The sequence below is a fragment of the Hymenobacter mellowenesis genome, from assembly GCF_030581005.1.
GTDB lineage: Bacteria > Bacteroidota > Bacteroidia > Cytophagales > Hymenobacteraceae > Hymenobacter > Hymenobacter mellowenesis.
In genome coordinates, this window is sequence record NZ_JAUQSX010000022.1 from 1 (window position 1) to 17989 (window position 17989).

At 63.4% G+C, this 17989-nt stretch carries 14 protein-coding genes; 3 read left to right on the top strand and 11 right to left on the bottom strand.

Translation table 11 applies throughout. The features are described 5' to 3' along the window. From Q5H92_RS25790 to Q5H92_RS25830, 9 genes are all read right to left on the bottom strand, one after another. Positions 1–1221 (bottom strand): hypothetical protein (locus Q5H92_RS25790; protein ID WP_305014461.1); only part of this gene is annotated, 1221 nt, incomplete at its 3' end. Between the two features lie 262 nt (positions 1222–1483). Beyond that, positions 1484–2284, bottom strand: a complete 801-nt coding sequence (locus tag Q5H92_RS25795; protein WP_305014462.1) for a PA2169 family four-helix-bundle protein — start codon at positions 2282–2284, stop codon at positions 1484–1486. Between the two features lie 281 nt (positions 2285–2565). Further along, a complete protein-coding gene (locus tag Q5H92_RS25800) occupies positions 2566–4002 on the bottom strand; it encodes an efflux transporter outer membrane subunit (RefSeq protein ID WP_305014463.1) in 1437 nt (478 codons plus the stop codon). Positions 4003–4206: 204 nt separating this feature from the next. Continuing rightward, positions 4207–7383 carry an efflux RND transporter permease subunit gene (locus Q5H92_RS25805; protein WP_305014464.1) on the bottom strand — a complete coding sequence of 1059 codons (3177 nt, stop codon included), beginning with the start codon at positions 7381–7383 and terminating at the stop codon, positions 4207–4209. Between the two features lie 124 nt (positions 7384–7507). Next, positions 7508–8707: an efflux RND transporter periplasmic adaptor subunit gene (locus tag Q5H92_RS25810; RefSeq protein WP_305014465.1), complete on the bottom strand. Its 1200-nt coding sequence runs from the start codon at positions 8705–8707 to the stop codon at positions 7508–7510. Then, positions 8704–8997: a hypothetical protein gene (locus Q5H92_RS25815; RefSeq protein WP_305014466.1), complete on the bottom strand. Its 294-nt coding sequence runs from the start codon at positions 8995–8997 to the stop codon at positions 8704–8706. The genes Q5H92_RS25810 and Q5H92_RS25815 overlap by 4 nt, the downstream gene beginning before the upstream one ends. Positions 8998–9262: 265 nt before the next feature. After that, positions 9263–10645, bottom strand: coding sequence for a sensor histidine kinase (locus tag Q5H92_RS25820; protein WP_305014467.1), 1383 nt, complete (start codon positions 10643–10645; stop codon positions 9263–9265). Positions 10646–10657: 12 nt separating this feature from the next. Then, positions 10658–11332: a response regulator transcription factor gene (locus Q5H92_RS25825; protein WP_305014468.1), complete on the bottom strand. Its 675-nt coding sequence runs from the start codon at positions 11330–11332 to the stop codon at positions 10658–10660. A gap of 273 nt (positions 11333–11605) precedes the next feature. Then, a complete protein-coding gene (locus Q5H92_RS25830; RefSeq protein WP_305014469.1) occupies positions 11606–12427 on the bottom strand; it encodes a hypothetical protein in 822 nt (273 codons plus the stop codon). Between the two features lie 636 nt (positions 12428–13063). On the opposite strand from Q5H92_RS25830, the gene Q5H92_RS25835 reads away from it, so the two are divergent. Beyond that, positions 13064–13912, top strand: coding sequence for a hypothetical protein (locus Q5H92_RS25835; protein WP_305014470.1), 849 nt, complete (start codon positions 13064–13066; stop codon positions 13910–13912). Between the two features lie 168 nt (positions 13913–14080). Here the strand turns inward: Q5H92_RS25835 and Q5H92_RS25840 are convergent, their stop codons facing one another. Next, on the bottom strand, positions 14081–14740 hold the full coding sequence (locus Q5H92_RS25840; protein WP_305014471.1) for an ABC transporter ATP-binding protein: 660 nt from the start codon (positions 14738–14740) through the stop codon (positions 14081–14083). Positions 14741–14875: 135 nt separating this feature from the next. Between Q5H92_RS25840 and Q5H92_RS25845 the strand changes: the two genes are divergently transcribed. Continuing rightward, a complete protein-coding gene (locus Q5H92_RS25845; RefSeq protein ID WP_305014472.1) occupies positions 14876–16042 on the top strand; it encodes a glycoside hydrolase family 113 in 1167 nt (388 codons plus the stop codon). A 172-nt stretch (positions 16043–16214) separates the two neighbouring features. After that, positions 16215–17411, top strand: coding sequence for an ADP-forming succinate--CoA ligase subunit beta (gene sucC, locus Q5H92_RS25850; protein ID WP_305014473.1), 1197 nt, complete (start codon positions 16215–16217; stop codon positions 17409–17411). Between the two features lie 107 nt (positions 17412–17518). Here the strand turns inward: sucC and Q5H92_RS25855 are convergent, their stop codons facing one another. Further along, positions 17519–17986, bottom strand: coding sequence for an Ohr family peroxiredoxin (locus tag Q5H92_RS25855; RefSeq protein ID WP_305014474.1), 468 nt, complete (start codon positions 17984–17986; stop codon positions 17519–17521). Positions 17987–17989: the final 3 nt, after the last annotated feature.

A 17989-nucleotide genomic window follows, 5' to 3' on the forward strand; every position in this document is an offset into this window, starting at 1 on the left:
CAGCAGGTTGGTGGCCGCGCGCGACTCTTCTGCCGCCAGCTCGGGATATACCGTCCCGGTATCGTCGGCCGTGGCCACCGTGCGTTCAAACGTGGAACGCACGGCCGTGGCGCCGGCCAGCAGCTCCACCTGCCACGGCTGTTCGGTGTTGGCTATCAAGCCGTAGCGCACCAACAACGGCAACGCCAATGTGCGCAGACGGGTATCGCGCAGGTCGTAAGCGGCGCTCCGCCGGCCCGTAGGAAAGGTGCGCCCATACGCGTAGATGCTGTGGCTCCGGTCCTGGCCATACACCGCGCTGAGCTGTACGGCCAGGTACGGGCTGAGCTGCACGCCCACGCTGGGCACGGGCGAGAGCACCCGCCGGCCCGACTCATCGCGCTGAAGCTGGTAGCGCCCGAAGCCCGCGCCCAGGCCCGCAAACCAGCGGGGCCGCCAGGGCTCCCGCAGCGTGGCCGCCGGCAGGGGCAATGCGCTGCCCGACGGGCCAAAGCGGTAGCGCAGGCCCAGCAGCACGGTGCCGGTCAGGCGGTCTGCCAGCGGCGGCACCGGCTGAGAATACAAGTAGTAGGCAATCCGGTTCTGAAACAATGGCTCACGGGGCGTCAGCGACAGATGGCCCAGGGCATCCAGTGTGAGCTCCAGGTGCCGACTCAGCGTCCGGTGCAGGCCCAGGCCTGCCGTCAGGTTGGCCCCGGTGAAAGTTTCGCTGTATTCGGACCGGCGGAAAGTAGTGCCCGCCGTCGTAATGTTCTCCACCTCGTTCACGGCCAGCCGCTGGGTTTGCAGCCACGCCCCGCCGGCCAGCACGTCGAACTGCCAGCCCGCAGTGGGGTTGCGGGTCAGTCCGTAGCGCAGCAACACCGGCACGGTGAAGGCGCGGCGGCGTTCGGTGTTAGACTCGATTTGGGTGAGTAACGTGCCGCCCGGGTTGAAATGGGCCGCGTCGTAGGTGCCATTGAACCCATAAAAATCCAACCTTTGATAGAACACTAAACCCACCTGCACGGCCAGCCGCGGCGTCAGGTAGCGCCCCGCCGTCACGGCCGGGCCATAGCCCTCGTGTTGGGCCAGCCGCGCCGGTTCCTGAAAGGTGCCCCAGGCCCCGCCCACGCCCACAAACCAGCGGGGAAGTGGCGGTTGGGCCGTGTCCTGGGCCAGCCCGGTTATCGGAAAAGCCAGCGCCAGCAGGCCGCCCCATGCAATGGTTTTCGTGTTCATAAAAGAAAAAAGGACGATAGAATTATTTCATAACTGAGGCGAACAGAACACCGGTGAGTAAATAGTTATTGTGTTTTAAAGGCAAATAATTCGCAATCAATTAATAGCGAAGCCCGGTGCCAAATAGTGCCAGATTTCTCTGGCAACTCAGCTGCCGCCGCTGCACCGCCCAAGGCCCGCAACCACGGGTAGCAACAAAACGAGCGGACCCAAAGGGCCCGCTCGTGTGGTGTGAAGGCAATTGGGCAGACGTCTCCGCCGCCTAATACTGCGCCTGCAGCTGCTGGAGCCGCCGGTGCGTCTGCTGCGATATTTCGTACTGGCGCTCTATCTCCCGGCGCAGCGAGCCCATGACCGTGCGGTCGCGCAAGGCTTCCTGGTAGGCGGCCAGGGCCCATTCCTCGCCATAAACGTTGGAGGCGAGCACGGCGGCTTCGCTGTAGCCGGTCACGGCCGCTTTGGCTTCCATCCAGGCGCGGTAGAGCTTGCCCTTGAGGGTGGTGCCGGTTTCCAGGTCGCTCTGCTGCACGCGCAGGTAGCCGTTGAGGCGGATGGCAAACTGCTTGCTCTGGCCCGCCAGGTCTTCGTAGTAGTTGCGCAGGTCGGCGTCCTGGCTTTCGCTGGCGGCGCGCCGGTAGCCCTGCACCCGGTCGTTGACAAAGAGCAGCAACTCGTGCAGTGCGCCGACCGGATTGGCGGCGCGCTGCCGCCTGCTGGCTTTGCCGGGGCGCAGCAGGAGCCAGCCGGCGCCCGCCAGCACGGCTCCCCCCAGTACTTTTTGGGTGGTCGAAAGCTGGCGCCAGCCGTTGCCGGCCCGGTCGGTCAGGCGCTTGAGGGGCGCAGGGATTTCCTTGAGTGAATCGGGCAAGTGGACGCCCTGCACCCATTGCTGGGCCTGCGACAACAGGGCTGCGGGGCCGGCGGCTGGGGCGGCCGGTTCGGCGGTGCCGTCGGTGGCAGCGGTGGTGTCCTGGGTCGGTTGGGCCTGCTCGTCGTCGGCATGGGAGAGGGCAGTGGCGGCAGCAGAATCGTTGCCGACGCGGGGGCTATTGGGGTGGCTCATGAGAAATGAAAACGTGCGCGGTGAAGGCCGGACCAATGCAGCCACGCCGGTTTCTTTTTCGCGTAAGCCACCCGAAAGGTTGCGAAAAAAGTAGGTTGTGGCGATTGGTTTTGGCTGGCAAAGTATTGAAAATAAGCCATGTTCAAGGCTTCGCTTCGCCTACTGCAGCGTGCGAATTAGATTCAGTATGCCGGCTGCAAATCAGAAAGCCCGGCACTTTTTGGTACCGAGCTTTCTGATAACTTCACAGCTGCTTAAGCTTCGGCAGTCGCTTAGTGCCGCTACTGCCAGCCGCCCCCCAGTGCCCGGTACAGGCCCACGCTTTGCAGCAGCTGGCGCTGGCGCGACTCGGCCAAGCTCAGTTCAGCCTCCAGCACGCTGCGCTGGGCAGTAATCACTTCCAGGTAAGTAGCGTAGCCGGCCACGAATAGCTTGTTCGAAGTAGTCACAGCCTTGGTGAGCAGCTCCACTTCCTGCTGGCGGGCGGCCGAGGCGGCGCGGTAGTTTTCCAGCCCCTGCAGGCCGTTCACTACCTCGCGGAAACCGGTTTGCAGACTCTGCTGGTAGCGGTAGTAGGCCTCGTAGCTACCAGCCGTGGCCAGGCGAAAATCGGCTCGGAACTGCGCCCGATTGAGCAGCGGGCCGGTGAGGCCGGCCAGCGCCCCGTAGGCCAGCGAGGCGGGGTCGAAGAGTGTGCCGGTGCGGTAGGAGTTGAAGCCCACGTAGGGCGTGAGGGTGAGCGAGGGCAGGAAGGCGGCGCGGGCGGCGGCCACGTCGGCGCGGGTGGCCTGCAGTTCCAGCTCGGCCTGGCGCACGTCGGGCCGGCGCAGCAGGGCGGAGGCGGGCACCCCGGCACTCAGCCGCTCAGGCAGCGCCTGGCCGGGTAGCGGCTGGCCGCGGGTGATGGGCTGCTGGTAGCGCCCCAGCAGTTGGTTGAGGCCGGTTTCGGCTTCGGTCACGCGCTGACGGGCTTCGTGCGAAAGGCTTTCGGTGCGGGCCACCTGGGCCGCAAACTGCTGCACCGCCAGCTCCGTAGCGCGCCCAGCCTGCTTCTGGATACGCATCAGCTTCAGCGCCTCGCGTTGCAGGGCAATGTTGCGGTCGAGCACGGCCAGCTGGTTGTCGGCCGTCAGCAGCTCGTAGTAGAGACGGGCCACCTCGGCCACCACGTTGGTCGTGACGAGGTGGCGGCCCTGCTCCGAAGCCAGTACGCGCAGGTAGGCGGCCTGGCGGCGCTGCTTCAGCTTGCCCCAAATGTCAATTTCCCAGGAGCTCCGCAGCCCCACAAAAAAATCCGGCGTCAGCGGCCCCGGGATGCGCTGCTGCCCGTCGATGTTGGGCGAGAGGTTGGTGTCGAAGTTGCCCACGCCGTTGAGGGTGTAGCGGCCGTAGCGGTCGGCGCTGGCCGTGGCAGCGGCGGCCACGGTGGGCAGCAGGGCGCCGCGCCGGGCCAGGTAATTAGCGCGGGCCGTTTCCACGCGTTGCAGCGCCACTTGCAGGTCCAGGTTCTGGCGCAGGGCCGTGTCGATGAGGGCCGTGAGGGCGGGGTCCTGGAAGAACTGCCGCCAGGGCTGGCGGCCGGCGCTGGTGGTGTCGGCCGTGGCGTTTGGGGCGAAGGCAGCGGGCACGGCCGGGGCGCCGGTGGGGTCGGCGGGGGCGGCCACGCGGCAGCCGGCGGCGAGGAGGAGGATGGAGAGGAGGGCAGGGAGTAGGCGCATGGGATGGTCGTTCTGGCGTGGCGCCTCACCCCCCGGCCCCCTCTCCCGTGGAGAGGGGGAGCCACGGCGGCGCGGGCGGTGTAGCGCGGACTCTGCGAGTCCGCGTCTGGGCCGGGTTGTTGGTCAATCAATGCGCGGACTCACAGAGTCCACGCTACAAATCGTCAGGCTCCCCTCTCCGCGGGAGAGGGGCCGGGGGTGAGGTCAATGCGCCACCAACTCCCGCACTTCTTCTGCTTCTGCAGGCTCCTCAGCATCTACGTTCTTCACCTTTTCAAACGAGGCAAACAGCACGTACAGCCCCGGAATCAGCACCATGCCGAACAGCGTGCCGATGAGCATGCCGCCCGCCGCCGCCGTGCCGATGGAGCGGTTGCCCAGCGCGCCGGCGCCGCTGGCCACCACCAGCGGAATCAGGCCGGCGATGAAGGCGAAGGAGGTCATCAGGATGGGGCGCAGGCGGGAGACGGCGCCCTCCACGGCGGCGGTGAGCACGCTGGCCCCGGCCCGGCGGCGCTGCTCGGCAAACTCAATGATGAGGATGGCGTTTTTGCCCAGCAAACCCACCAGCATCACCAGCGCCACCTGGGCGTAGATGTTGTTTTCCAGCCCCAGCAGTTTGAGGCTGAGAAAGGCGCCGAAGATGCCGGTGGGCAGGCTCAGCAGCACGGGCAGCGGCAGCAGCAGGCTTTCGTACTGCGCCGCCAGCAACAAATACACGAAAATGAGCACCACGCCGAACACGTACAGGGCTTGGTCGCCGCTCAGGATTTGCTCGCGCGTCATGCCGCTCCACTCGTAGGCGTAGCCGCGCGGTAGCTCCCTGGCGGCCACCTTTTCGATGGCCGTGATGGCGTCGCCCGACGAGAAGCCGGGGGCCGAGTCGCCGTTGAGCATGGCCGAGGTGTACATGTTGTAGCGCGTGAGCTGGTCGGGGCCGAACACGCGCTCCAGCTTGATGAAGGTGGAAAAGGGCACCATCTCGCCGCGGTTGTTTTTCACGTGCAGGGCCAGCAGGTCGTCGGGCCGCGTGCGGTACTCGGGGCCGGCCTGCACCATCACCTTGTACATCTGCCCGAAGCGGATGAAGTTGGAGGCGTAGTAGCTGCCCATCAGCGTTTGCAGGGTGCTCATGGCCGCGTCCACGGTCACGCCCTTTTTGGCGGCCATGTCCTGGTCGACGTGGATGAGGTACTGCGGGAAGTTGGGGTCGAAGCTGGTGAAGGCGCCGCCGATGGCCGGGTCCTTGCGCAGCGCGGTGAGGAAGGTCTGCGACACGGCGGCGGTTTTCTGCAAATCTCCCGTGCCCGACTTGTCCAGCAAGCGCAGCTCGAAGCCGCTGCTATTGCCGAAGCCCGGCACCGTGGGCGGCGGCAGAAACTGAATGTCAGCGTCGGCAATGTTCCTGGTTTTTTCTTCCAATTCAGCGATAAACTGCGCCACCGACTGCTCCCGCTTGTCCCAAGCTTTGAGGTTAATCATGCCCATGCCGTAGCTGGAGCCGGCCACCTCGTTCACCAGGCTGTAGCCCGCCAAGGTCGAAACCGATTCCACCGGCCCCAGGCGGCTGGCAATGCGCTGCACCTCGTCCAGCACGGCCTCGGTGCGCTCCACGGTGGCGCCGGCGGGCGTGGTCACGTTTACGTACACCATGCCCTGGTCCTCGGTCGGGATGAAGCCCGAAGGCAAAATTTTATTCACGCCCCAGGTAGCCGCGCAGAAGCCCAGCAGCACCAGCAGCGTCACCAGGCGCCGGCCGGCCACGGCCCGCAGCAGGCCCTGGTAGCGTCCCGCCAGCGCGTCATAGCGTTTGTTAAAGCCGGCGAAGAATCGATTAATAAGCCCTTTAGGCTGTTTACCCTCCGCCAGCTGCGTATGCTTGAGCATGAGCGCACACAGGGCCGGCGTCAGCGTCACGGCGTTGATGCCGGAAATGACAATGGCAATGGCCAGCGTGAGCGAAAACTGCCGGTAGAACACGCCCACCGGCCCATCCATGAAGGAAACCGGGATGAACACGGCCGACATCACCAGCGTGATGGCAATGAGCGAGGAGCTGATTTCGCTCATGGCCTCGAAGGTGGCGGCGCGGGCCGGTAGGTGCTTTTCCTGCATCTTGGCGTGTACGGCTTCCACCACCACAATGGCGTTATCGACCACAATGCCAATGGCCAGCACCAGCGCAAACAGCGTGAGCAGGTTAATCGAAAAGCCCAGCATCTGCATGAACGCCAGCGTGCCTACCAGCGCCACCGGCACCGCCAGCGCCGGAATCAGCGTCGAGCGCCAGTCCTGCAAAAACAGGTACACAATCACGAACACCAGCAAAAACGCCTCCACCAGCGTCCGCAGCACTTCGTGAATACTCGCGTCGAGGAAGCGCGACACGTCGTAGGCAATGCTGTATTTCATGCCGGGCGGAAAGCTGGTTTCCTGCAGCTCGGCCATGCGCGTTTTCACGTTGGCAATGACGTCCGAAGCGTTGGAGCCCGGGCGCTGCTTGAGCATGATGGCCGCCGAGGGCCGGCCGTCGGTTTTGGAAGCCATGCTGTAGGTGAGCGAACCGAATTCCACGTCGGCCACCTCGCGCAGGCGCAGCACCGAGCCGTCGGCATTGGCCCGCACCACGATGTTGCGGTACTCCTCGGGCTCGAAAAACTTGCCGGTGTAACGTAGCACGTACTGCATGGCCTGCGCCTTGTCGGCCCCCGAGCTTTCGCCCGATTTGCCCGGCGCCGCCTCCACGTTCTGCGCCCGAATGGCCGCTACCACCTCATCTGTGCCTACATCGTAGGCCGCCATGCGGTCGGGCTTGAGCCACACCCGCATCGAGTACTCGCGCGAGCCCATGATTTCGGCAAAGCCCACGCCGTCAATGCGCTTGAGCTCCTGCAACACGTTGATATCGGCGAAGTTGTAAATGAACTTCTCGCCCACGGCCTTGTCGTCGCTGGTCACGTTGAGGTAAAGCAGCATGGAGTTCACCTCCTTCTCCGTCGTCACGCCGGCCTTGATGACTTCCTCCGGCAGCTCGTCCAAAATGGTCGTCACCCGGTTCTGCACGCCCACGGCGGCCAGGTCGGGGTCGGTGCCCACCTTGAAAAACACGGTGATGAGCGTCACGCCGTTGTTGGAGCTCACCGAGTTCATATAAGTCATGCCCGGCACGCCGTTGATGGCGCGCTCCAGCGGCGTGGCCACGGCCTTGGCGCACACCTCAGCGTTGGCGCCGGTGTACTTGGCCGTCACCGTCACCGAGGGCGGCACGATATCGGGGAACTGCGTGATGGGCAGCGTGAACAGCGCCAGCCCGCCCAGCAGCACCAGAAACACCGAAATAACCAGCGAGAGTATCGGCCGGCGAATGAAGATATTGAACATAGGAAGTAGCGCGGACTTTCAGTCCGCGGCTAAATGGATGTTTGTGATGTAGCGTGGACTCTGCGAGTCCGCGCATTCCGGAACGTTCGACCAGGCGCGGACTCGCAGAGTCCGCGCTACAGCCCTACCGCGCCGCCAGCAGCGAGTCCAGCGTCACCGGATGTGGGCTGATGCGCTGCCCGTCCTTCAGGCTGGCGGCGCCTTCGTACACCACCCGCTCGCCAGGCTGCAGGCCGTCCTTCACCACGTAGAAATCGCCGGTGCGCGCCTGGGGGTGGAAGTTGCGCATGTGCACCACGCCCTGCCCGTCCACCACGTACACGTAGTTTTTGTCCTGAATCTCGAACACTGATTTCTGCGGCAGCAGCAGCGCCGCTGGCAGGGTAGTGGTCAGCCGCACGCGGCCCGAAGCGCCGTGCTTCAGCATGCGCTGCGGGTTGGCAAACCGCGCCCGGAAGGCCAGCGAGCCCGTATTGGGGTTGAACTCGCTCTCAGTGGTTTCGATGCGGCCGGCCAGCGGGTAGGCCGAGCCATCGGCCAGCGTGAGGCGCACCGAGTCGGAGTGGCGGTCGGGGTGGCGCTCCCGGGCCTTGATGTAGCGCAGGTACTCGCCCTCGCCCACGTTGAAATAGGCATACACCTCGTGCAAATCCGACACCGTGGTGAGCAGCGTGCCTTCCTCTACCACGCTGCCCCGCTTGAGCGGAATCCGGTCAATAATGCCGTCAAACGGCGCCCGCACCAGCGTGTAGCCCAGGCTGAGACGGGCGGCGGCCGCGCCGGCCCGGGCCTCGGCCACGCGGGCCTCGGCGTCCTTCACCTTGCTGGTCGATAGCGCCAATTCAGTCTTGGCAATGATGTTTTCCTGCACCAGTAGGCTCACCCGGCCGCGCTCCAGCCGGGCGGCGCTGGCCTGGGCCTGCGCGCTGGCCAGCGCCGCCTGCGCTTGGCTCAGCCGGTTCTGGTGGGCGCTGGCGTTGAGGCGAAACAAGGGTTGACCCTTCTTCACGGGCCGCCCCTCGTCTACCAAAATTTCCTCCAGAAAGCCCGCCACCTGGGCCCGCACTTCCACGTTGCGCACCGCCTGCACATCGGCCACGTAGTCCTGAAACAGCTCCTGCTCGGTGGTTTTGAGGGCCACTACGGGCAGCACTTCCGGCGCGGCGGCCTTCTCTTGGTTCTTGCCATCGGCCTCGCCCGAGCAGGCGCCCAGGCCGGCCGCCAGCAGCACCGCCAGCGCGCTACCCCAGAGCCTGCGGAAACGCAGTGCCCCAGGTATTTTCGGTACAATAAACAGGGTTGGGGTCAGCGAAGACAAGCTCATTTGGAAGAGGAAAAAGCAGATGAATGGTCGGCCAACGCGGGGCTGCCCACCGGGCCTTGCAGCCTCACCAGGCTGTCTTGCCGCACCTGCTGCTGCTGGCACTGGGCCAGCAGGCGCTGGGTGAGGTGCAGGTCGGCGGTGGTGGCGGCCAGCGCGTCATCGTCGTCGGGCCAGACCTCGGGTCGGGCCGTCAGCAGCACCCCGTTCAGTCCCAGCGACAGCACCAGCGCCCCGCCGAGTAGCAGGGCCAGCAGGTTGGTCGGTTGGGATTTAAGTGGAGTCGTCGGCATAGGCTAGAGCCTCAAATGGAAGTGCCACAAAGGACCCGCCGCAACATTAGAACGAGATGAGAACGGTATTAGAAAACATGAAAACGGCCCTGCCGGTGAGGCAGGGCCGTTTTTAGAGTTCTTTTGATACGGTAGTATGATGGCGCATCCGTAGCGTGGGCTCTGCGAGTCCGCGCATTCCAGAACGCATTCCAGTACGTTCGACCAGGCGCGGACTCGCAGAGTCCACGCTACAAATCTTCTGGTTCCTCTTCAAGGCCTCGCGTCAGGCCGCCGGCAGCCACACCGTGGCCGTGGTGCCCTCGCCGGGCGCCGACGTAATTTCCAGCCGCCCGCCGTGGCGCTGCACCACGCGCTGCGTGAGCGGCAGGCCCAGGCCGTAACCAGGGCGGCCCAGCGCGCCGGTGGCCCGGTACAGGGGCTCGTATATCTGGCGCAGCTCGTCGGGCGAGAGGCCGGGGCCGGCATCGCTCACTCGCACGCGCAGGGTGGTGGCATCGGCGTAGGCTAGCTCAGTGCGCACGGGACCGTTGGAATACTTGCCGGCGTTGTCGAGCAGGTTGAGCAGAGCCGTCACCAGCAGCTCGGCGTTGCCGGGCACCATGAAGGGGTCCGCGTCGGTATCGGTCGGGAACTCGCCGAAGCTGAGGCGCCACTCGCGGCCGGGGTACTTGGCGCGGGCAAACTGTAGGGCCTGGTTCAGGCACTCGTCGAGCCGCACCGGGGCGAAGGCCGGCAGGGCGCCGTCGGCCTTGGCCAGATTCAGCAAGCCGTTGGTGAGGGCGCTCAGGTGGCGGGCGGCGTCGAGGCTTTGGGCCAGGCTTTGGCGGGCATCGGGCAGCGTGGTGTCGTAGGCTAGGGCAGTTTCGAGGGTTCCGGTGAGGGTGGTGAGCGGCGTGCGCAGCTCGTGCGAGGCGTGCGCCAGAAAGCTTTTCTGGCCTTCAAACGCCTGCTCCAGTCCCGCCAACATGCCGTTGAAGGCGTGCGCCAGCTGGGCCAATTCGTCGCGCCCGTTGCCTTCCGACAGGCGCCGGCCCAGGTTGGTGGCTGAAATTCGGCCCGCCTGCCGCGTGATGCGCGCCACCGGCCGCAACGCCGCCCCGGCAAAAAACCAGCCCGCCAAAATGGTGAGCACCAGCGCCCCTACGTTGCCCAGCACCAGCAGCAACCCCAGCTGCCGCAGCTGCGCCGCCCCAATCCGGTCTTCGGCCGACACAAAAATTCGGTACGGCTCGGCCCCAGCCTCCGACTCGTGCAGAAACACCAGCCCGATGGCCTCGCGGTGCCCCACGGCCGGGTACGTCACCGTCTTACCCGGCTGCAGGCCCGCCAGCCGCGCCCGGTTCACCGCCTGGTCAATGTGGTCGGCGCTGCTGTAGCGCAGCGATTTATCGGGCCCGTAAATGCTGACTTCTTCCGCGGCTAGCGTCAGCAAGTCGCCGCGTCGCAGGCTGCCCAGGATGCCGGTTTCCAGCTTGTGGGTGCGCACCAGCAGGCGGCCCGCCAGCAAGGCGCTGTTGGTAAGGCGGTGCTCGAAACGCTGGGCCCGCATGCTGGCGTTGAAGTAAAAGATGAACGCCGAAAAGCTAACCTGGATGCCCAGCACCAGCAGCGTAAAGCGCAGCATCAGCTTATTGCGAATCAGCATAGGCTCAACTGGTTATCCTTCACGCATCACGTAACCCATGCCTACCACCGTGTGAATGAGCTTGGGTGTAAAGTCGCGGTCAATCTTCTTACGCAAATAGCTCACGTACACGTCAATGACGTTGGTTGTGGTATCAAAGTCCAGCTCCCAAACCCGCTCGGCAATGTCCACCCGCGATACAATGCGCCCCTGGTTCAGCAGCAAATGCTCCAGCAGCGAATATTCCCGGGTCGTCAGGTCGATGCGCTGCCCGGCGCGGGTCACGATTTTCGACTCCAGGTTCAGCTCCAAATCGGCCATGCGCAGCACCTGGGCCACGCCCGTTTCCGAGTAGCGTTTGGTGAGGGCCCGGGCCCGCAACAGCAACTCCCGAAAGGCGAAAGGCTTGACGAGGTAGTCGTCGGCGCCCGCTTCAAAGCCCGCTTCCTTGTCAGCTAAGCTGTCGAGGGCGGTGAGCAGCAGCACCGGCACGCGGTGATGGCCCGCCCGAATGCGGCTGCACAGTTCCACACCATTCAGATAGGGCAGGTTCACATCCAAAATCACCAGGTCGTAGGGCTGCTGCTGGTAGAGCGACCACCCCGAGCGCCCATCGTAGGCCACGGTCAATTCATAGCCTTCGTGCTCAAAGCCCTTTTTGACAAAAGAAGCCAGTTGGGGCTCGTCTTCAACCAGCAAAACTTTCATAGCCGCAGTGCATCACAGAGGCTCAAAAGTACGCACCGACGCGGGACGCGGGCAGCTGCCCAAGCGTCCAACCTCATCCCCGGCCCCCCTCTCCAAAAAAGAGGGGGCACCGGTCCTGCTCCTAATGAGTTTAGCCGTGAAGTCGTCCTCACAAGCCGGTGCCCCCTCTTTTTTGGAGAGGGGGCCGGGGGTGAGGTCAACGCTAGGACGACACCAACAAAAAAAGCCCGGCACCTCACGGCACCGGGCTGGTAGAAATGGGAAAGGAATAGATTAAGCAGCCGCTTTCTCGCCATTCTCGCGGTCGTCGATGGCTTTGCGCAGCTTGGCGATGGCCTGCACGGCGCGCTCCTCATCGAGGCGGTTAATGTTGAGCAGCATCTTGGTCTTCTCCGGACGGGTGATGACCGGGTGGTTGAGCAAGCGGATGATTTCTTCTTTCTGCGCGGCCGTAGCGTACTGCACGGGGGCCACGGCGGCTTGCTCGGCAACGGGGGCCGGGGCCTCGGCGGGCACTACCTGCATGGCGGGCACGGCCTGCGCTACGGCTACAGCCGGGGCGGGCGCAGCGGCAGCCACCGTGTTGGTGTTGTAGTCCATTTCCTCGGCGGGCGTGGGCTCGTAACCGGCGGCGCGGATAATCCAAGCCAGGCAGTTGCGGTAAGCCTTGCCGATGGCGCGGGTCTGGGCCATGCTCATGATGGCAAATTCCTGGTAGAATTTCTTGCCGCTCTCCTTGTTCGAGCACACCGCAAAGCCGGCGCCCACCGTGGTGCCGTGGCGCAAGTCAAACAGCGTCACCTTGGCCTGGTACTTCATTTCCTCGGGCGAGCTCACGTTGATAACGTGCTCCACGATGGGCACGATGCCCAGGCGCGAGCCGGCGTACTGCCAGCCCTCCACGTTCACGAACTCCTTGCCCTGCACGTTGGTGGTCAGCTTGTTGTCCTTGATGAACTTAGCGAGGTCCTTCGCCAAATCCAGCGTTTCATCGGAGCGGCTGATGTCGTAGCTCTCGACTTTAACTTTTTTGGTAATGTCCTTGGTGGTTTTGGTGGCCTCGTTCATGGCGGTGGGGTGTTTTAATGTGTCCAACTGATGTTCGTGTTTATAACCCAAAGTTAGAAAGAAACGTGCCAGAAAAGCCAAAAATATTGGTAAATTTTATTGCTGTAAATCAGGTATTTAAAAGCAATAAGAAAATTTGTTTGAGCTAATTAGTTTGGGAATGCGTCGTTCGGATGGGAAACACCGGCTGCTTTACTAAAATTCCGGCTCATTCTTTATTTATAAGCTGAGGGTTTAGCCAATGAATTTGGGGCGCTTGTAGAAGCCGCCGGAACCTGGGACGTATTTCCCAGTGCACTTCGCTGCCTCGCCCCACCGAATATTCCGCACCGCCCAGCCAACCATTTTCCGCTGCCTTCCGAGTAGCAGGTAAAGCCCCCAACCCCGGCGCGCCTGCCCTCACCCAGGCCGCGCATGGGGCGCCGGCTGGCCCGTGAACGGGCGGCCGGAAGTCGGCGCCGACTTCCAGTTGCCCGCTCACCTGCCGGCTGGCCGTTTTCCTTCTTTTTAACTCAGCCCGGCGCTTCGCCTGGCTTCCGCCTCCCAGCCCGTTTCCGGTTGGGACCGGGACTCGCTGCGCCAAAAAATAAGCCATCAGGTCCGCAATTCACTTTTCTCTCAGTCTCTTAATCGACTACTCACATGGTACAATCGGTAAACTCAATGCTAACGCGGTTCTGGTCTTTCGGGCTCGCCCTCACGCTGGCTGCCGCGCTAAGCGCCGGCACCGCCGGCTGCAAAAAAGATTCCACTCCGGAAGCCGACCCGGACGCCGTGGCCAACGTGAAGCTGGCCACCTCGGCCACCCTCGGCACATACATGACAGATGCCAGCGGCAACACGCTCTACTTCTTCGCCCGCGACGTGGACGGCACCAACGCCTGCACCAGCGCCACCTGTATGCCCCTGTGGCCGGTGTACTACGAAGCCAACATCAAAGTGCCCAAGGCGCTGAACGCGGCCGATTTCGCCACCAAAACTACCACCGACGGTCGCCTGCAAACCACCTACAAGGGCTGGCCGCTCTACTACTATGCCCCGGCCACGGGCGGCGTGTATACCCGCGAGGCGCCCGGCACCACCGGCGGCAACGGCATCGGCGGCATCTGGCACGTGCTCAACCCCGACTACGGCGTGGTGCTGGCCAGCAAAACGGTGGTCGACAAAACCGCCGGCACGTCGTCGTCCAAAACCTTCCTGACGGATATCAACGGCCGCACGCTCTACTATTTCGCCAAGGACAACACCAGCCCCGGCACCCTGCCCACCAACTGCACGGGCGGCTGCGCCGCCATCTGGCCGGCGTTGTACATGGGCAAGCCGGCCATGCCCTCCACGCTGGTGGCCAGTAAATTCACCACCATTGTCCGCGACGGCAACCGCGAGCAGCTCGTCTACAACGGCCACCCGCTCTACTACTACGCCGGCGACGCCGCCTCGCGCGGTAAGGCCGAAGGGCACAACCTGAATGATTCCGGCGACTTCTGGTTTGTGGCCGACCCGGCGCGGTAGGCGCGGGGTCTGGAAGGAATTAATGTCGTAAAATAAGAACGTCATGCTGAGCGCAGTCGAAGCATCTCTACCGCATTAGTAATTTGATTTACTGCTGCGGTAGAGATGCTTCGACTGCGCTCAGCATGACGTTCCTTTTTCGCTTTATTGCTTCCTCCGACCGGAGCCCTACCCGCCTTCCATAATATGCCCGTCGCGCATCACAATCTTGCGGTCGGCCATTTCGGCCAGCTGGTCGTTGTGCGTCACGATGACGAAGGTTTGCCCCAGCTCTTTGCGCAGCAGGAAGAAAATCTGGTGCAGCTCCTGGGCGTTTTTGGTGTCGAGGTTGCCGCTGGGCTCGTCGGCGAAGATGATTTCGGGCGAGTTGATGAGGGCGCGGGCCACCGACACGCGCTGCTGCTCGCCGCCGCTCATTTCGCTGGGCTTGTGCTCGGCGCGGCCTTCGAGGTTGAGCATGCCGAGAAGCTCGCGGGCCCGCACGCGCACTTCTTTTTCGGAGCGGCCGGCCAGGTAGGCGGGCAGGCACACGTTTTCGAGGGCCGTGAACTCGGGCAGCAAGTTGTGAAACTGGAAAATGAAGCCGATGTGCCGGTTGCGAAACCGGGCTAAGTCGTTGCGCCCCAAGGAGCTAACCGACTCGCCATCGAACAGCACCTCACCCGAATCCGGGTTGTCCAGCGTGCCCAGAATGTGCAGCAGCGTGCTCTTGCCCGCGCCCGAGGAGCCCACGATGCTGACGATTTCCGACTTCTCAATCGTTAAATCGATGCCCTTGAGGACGTTCAGAGCGTTGTAGCTCTTATGAATGTTGATAGCTTGCAGCAACGGAGCCGGCGATAGACGTGAACGGAATGCGGTAGTGGCAAAGCTACGCACAATCCGGGCGCAGCGAAGCCGGGCCTTATACGCGGTTCGCACCTTGGCGTCGCTGTTCTCCCTCCAATGGCGGAAATTTCACCTATGATGCCTACGTTTCTTTCGGTGCGCCGCTTATTGTTCGCGGCCGGGTTTGGGGCGGCTTTGCTGTGTGTGCTGTGGTGGCTGTTCGGCCAGTGGCTGGCTTACCACAGCGAAAGCGGCCCGGCTGCTCGGGGAATAGAAGCCGAGTTTGCTAATGCTTCGGCGGTGGCCCCCAGCAATCAGGCCGTGATTTTCGACAGCACCCGGCTGCGCGGCGTGAGTTGGGTGGGCGGCGACTCGGTGACAGAGGCCGAACTGGCCCCGCCGCTGCGCGACCACATCACCTGGATTGCCCAGATGCCCTTTGGCTGGCAGGCCGGCGCTACCGAGCCGGGCATTCGCACCAACACGGCCCGGCCTGTGGGGCGCCGGGGCCTGTGGGGTGAAAGCGACGCGGGCCTCGTCTACACGGCCCGGCTGGCGCGGCAGCACGGCATCCGCACGCTGCTCAAGCCGCATCTGTGGGTGCGTGGCCGCGCCGCCTGGCCCGGCGACATTAATATGACTAACAAAGCTGATTGGGATGCCTGGTTTGCCAACTACTCGGCCTTCATGCTGCACTACGCTGCGCTGGCCGAAAGCGCGCATTTCGACAGCCTTTGCATTGGCACCGAGCTGCTGCACGCCACCGAGCCGGCCCACGAAAAGGCTTGGCGCGGGCTCATCAAGCAGATTCGGAAAGTGTATCACGGCCCGCTCACCTACGCCGCCAACTGGGCCGTGGAGTACCAGCAAATCCGTTTTTGGGACGCGCTGGACTACGTGGGCATTCAGGCCTATTTTCCGCTGAGCCCGGCCGCCAGCCCGCCGCTTGACACGCTGCTGCGCGGCTGGCAGCCCCACCTGCGCGCCCTGGCCGCATGGCAGAAAAAAATCAAGAAGCCCATCGTTTTTACCGAAGTGGGCTACAAAACCACGCCCGATGCCGCCGCCCGGCCCTGGGAGTGGCCCGAGCGCCTGGCCACCGCTACGCCCGACGAAGCCACCCAGGCCCGCTGCTACGAGGCGCTGTTCCGGGCCACCTGGGGCCAGCCGTGGCTGAAAGGCATGTTTATCTGGAAGTGGTACCCGGGGCTGGCGGCCGACGGCCCGGCCCGCCGCCACGCCGATTTCACGCCCCAGCATAAGCCCGCCGAAACCGTGCTGGCGCGCTGGTACGGGCAATAACATGTAGCGTGGACTCTGCGAGTCCGCGCGTTTGCCGGAGCGGGAATGCGCGGACTCGCCGAGTCCCCGCTACAATGCTTGCCATTCGGTTGCGACAATCAAATCCGGGCGCCGTACTTTCGCCTTCGCAACCGCAGGGCTGCAAGGCACAACCCACCCCTTTACCGTTTTTATGAACATTCACGAATACCAGGGTAAGGAAATCCTGAAAAAATACGGCGTCCGCGTGCAAGAAGGCATCACCGCCGACACTCCCGAAGAGGCCGTAGCCGCCGCCGAGAAGCTGACCGCCGACACCGGCACCAGCTGGTACGTCATCAAGGCGCAAATCCACGCCGGGGGCCGCGGCAAAGGGGGCGGGGTGAAGCTCGCCAAAAACCTGGAGCAGGTGAAAGAAATTGCCGGCAATATCCTCGGCATGCAGCTCGTGACCAAGCAAACCGGCGCCGAAGGCCGCAAGGTGCACAAGATTCTGGTGGCCCAGGACGTGTACTACCCCGGTCCTTCGGAAACCAAGGAATACTACATGAGCGTGTTGCTGGACCGCACCAGCGGCAAAAACGTCATCATCTACACCACCGAGGGTGGCATGGACATCGAAGAGGTGGCCGAGTCGCACCCCGACAAAATCCTGAAAGAACTCGTGGACCCCGCCGTGGGCCTGCAGGGCTTCCAGGCCCGCAAAATTGCCTTCAACCTGGGCCTCGAAGGCGAAGCCCAGAAGGAAATGGTGAAGTTCGTGACGGCCCTCTACAAGGCCTACGACGAGACGGACTCCAGCATGTTCGAAATTAACCCCGTGCTGAAAACCTCGGACAACAAAATCCTGGCCGTTGACGCCAAGGTGACGCTGGACGAAAACGCCCTCTACCGCCACAAGGATTTCGTGGCCCTGCGCGACTTCAACGAGGAAGACCCCCTGGAAGTGGAAGCCAGCCAGAACAACCTGAACTACGTGAAGCTCGACGGCAACGTGGGCTGCATGGTGAACGGCGCCGGCCTGGCCATGGCCACCATGGACATCATCAAGCTGAGCGGCGGCGAGCCCGCCAACTTCCTCGACGTAGGCGGTGGAGCCAACGCCCAGACGGTGGAAGCCGGCTTCCGCATCATCCTGAAAGACCCGAACGTGAAGGCCATCCTGATTAACATCTTCGGTGGCATCGTGCGCTGCGACCGGGTGGCCAACGGCGTGGTAGAGGCCTACAAAGCCATCGGCGACATCCGCGTGCCCATCATCGTGCGCCTGCAAGGCACCAACGCCGAAGAAGGCGCCCGCATCATCGACGAAAGCGGCCTGAAAGTGTCGTCGGCCGTGCTGCTGAAAGACGCCGCCGCCCGCGTGAAAGAAGTGCTAGCTAACGCTTAGTTGTCAGTTGTTCGTTGCTAGTTGTTAGCAGCAAAAGGCCCGCCTGATAATTCAGGCGGGCCTTTTTATTTGAGCTGTTCGTTGAGCTAACAACGAGCAACTAACAACTATTTTCCGGCCACGCCGGCGTTTTCCTCGGCTTGCACCGGAATGGCTTCGCCCTGCACTTTCAGCTCCACTTCCATGTTGCCGCGGGTGCCCACGGAATAGGGACAGATTTTGTGGGCCTGGCGCACCATGTCGATGGTTTTGTCGCGGTCAAAGGCTTTGAGGTCGACGTCGAGCACGGCGCTGAGGCCGTAGCCTTCGCCTTCCTGAAACAGGGTGACGGAGCATTGCACAGTGGTTTCGGGGTCGAGCTTGTCGCCGCCGCGCTGGGCGATGACGAGCAGGGCCTGCTGGAAGCACGAGGCATAGCCAGCAGCAAACAGTTCTTCGGGGTTGGTGGCGTTTTTCTTGCCGCCCAGGCCCTCAGGTACCGACATGTCGAGGTCGATGATGCCGGTGGCGGAACGGACGTGGCCGCTGCGGCCACCCACGGCCGAAGCGTCGGCCGTATACAGGTTCTTTTTCATTTG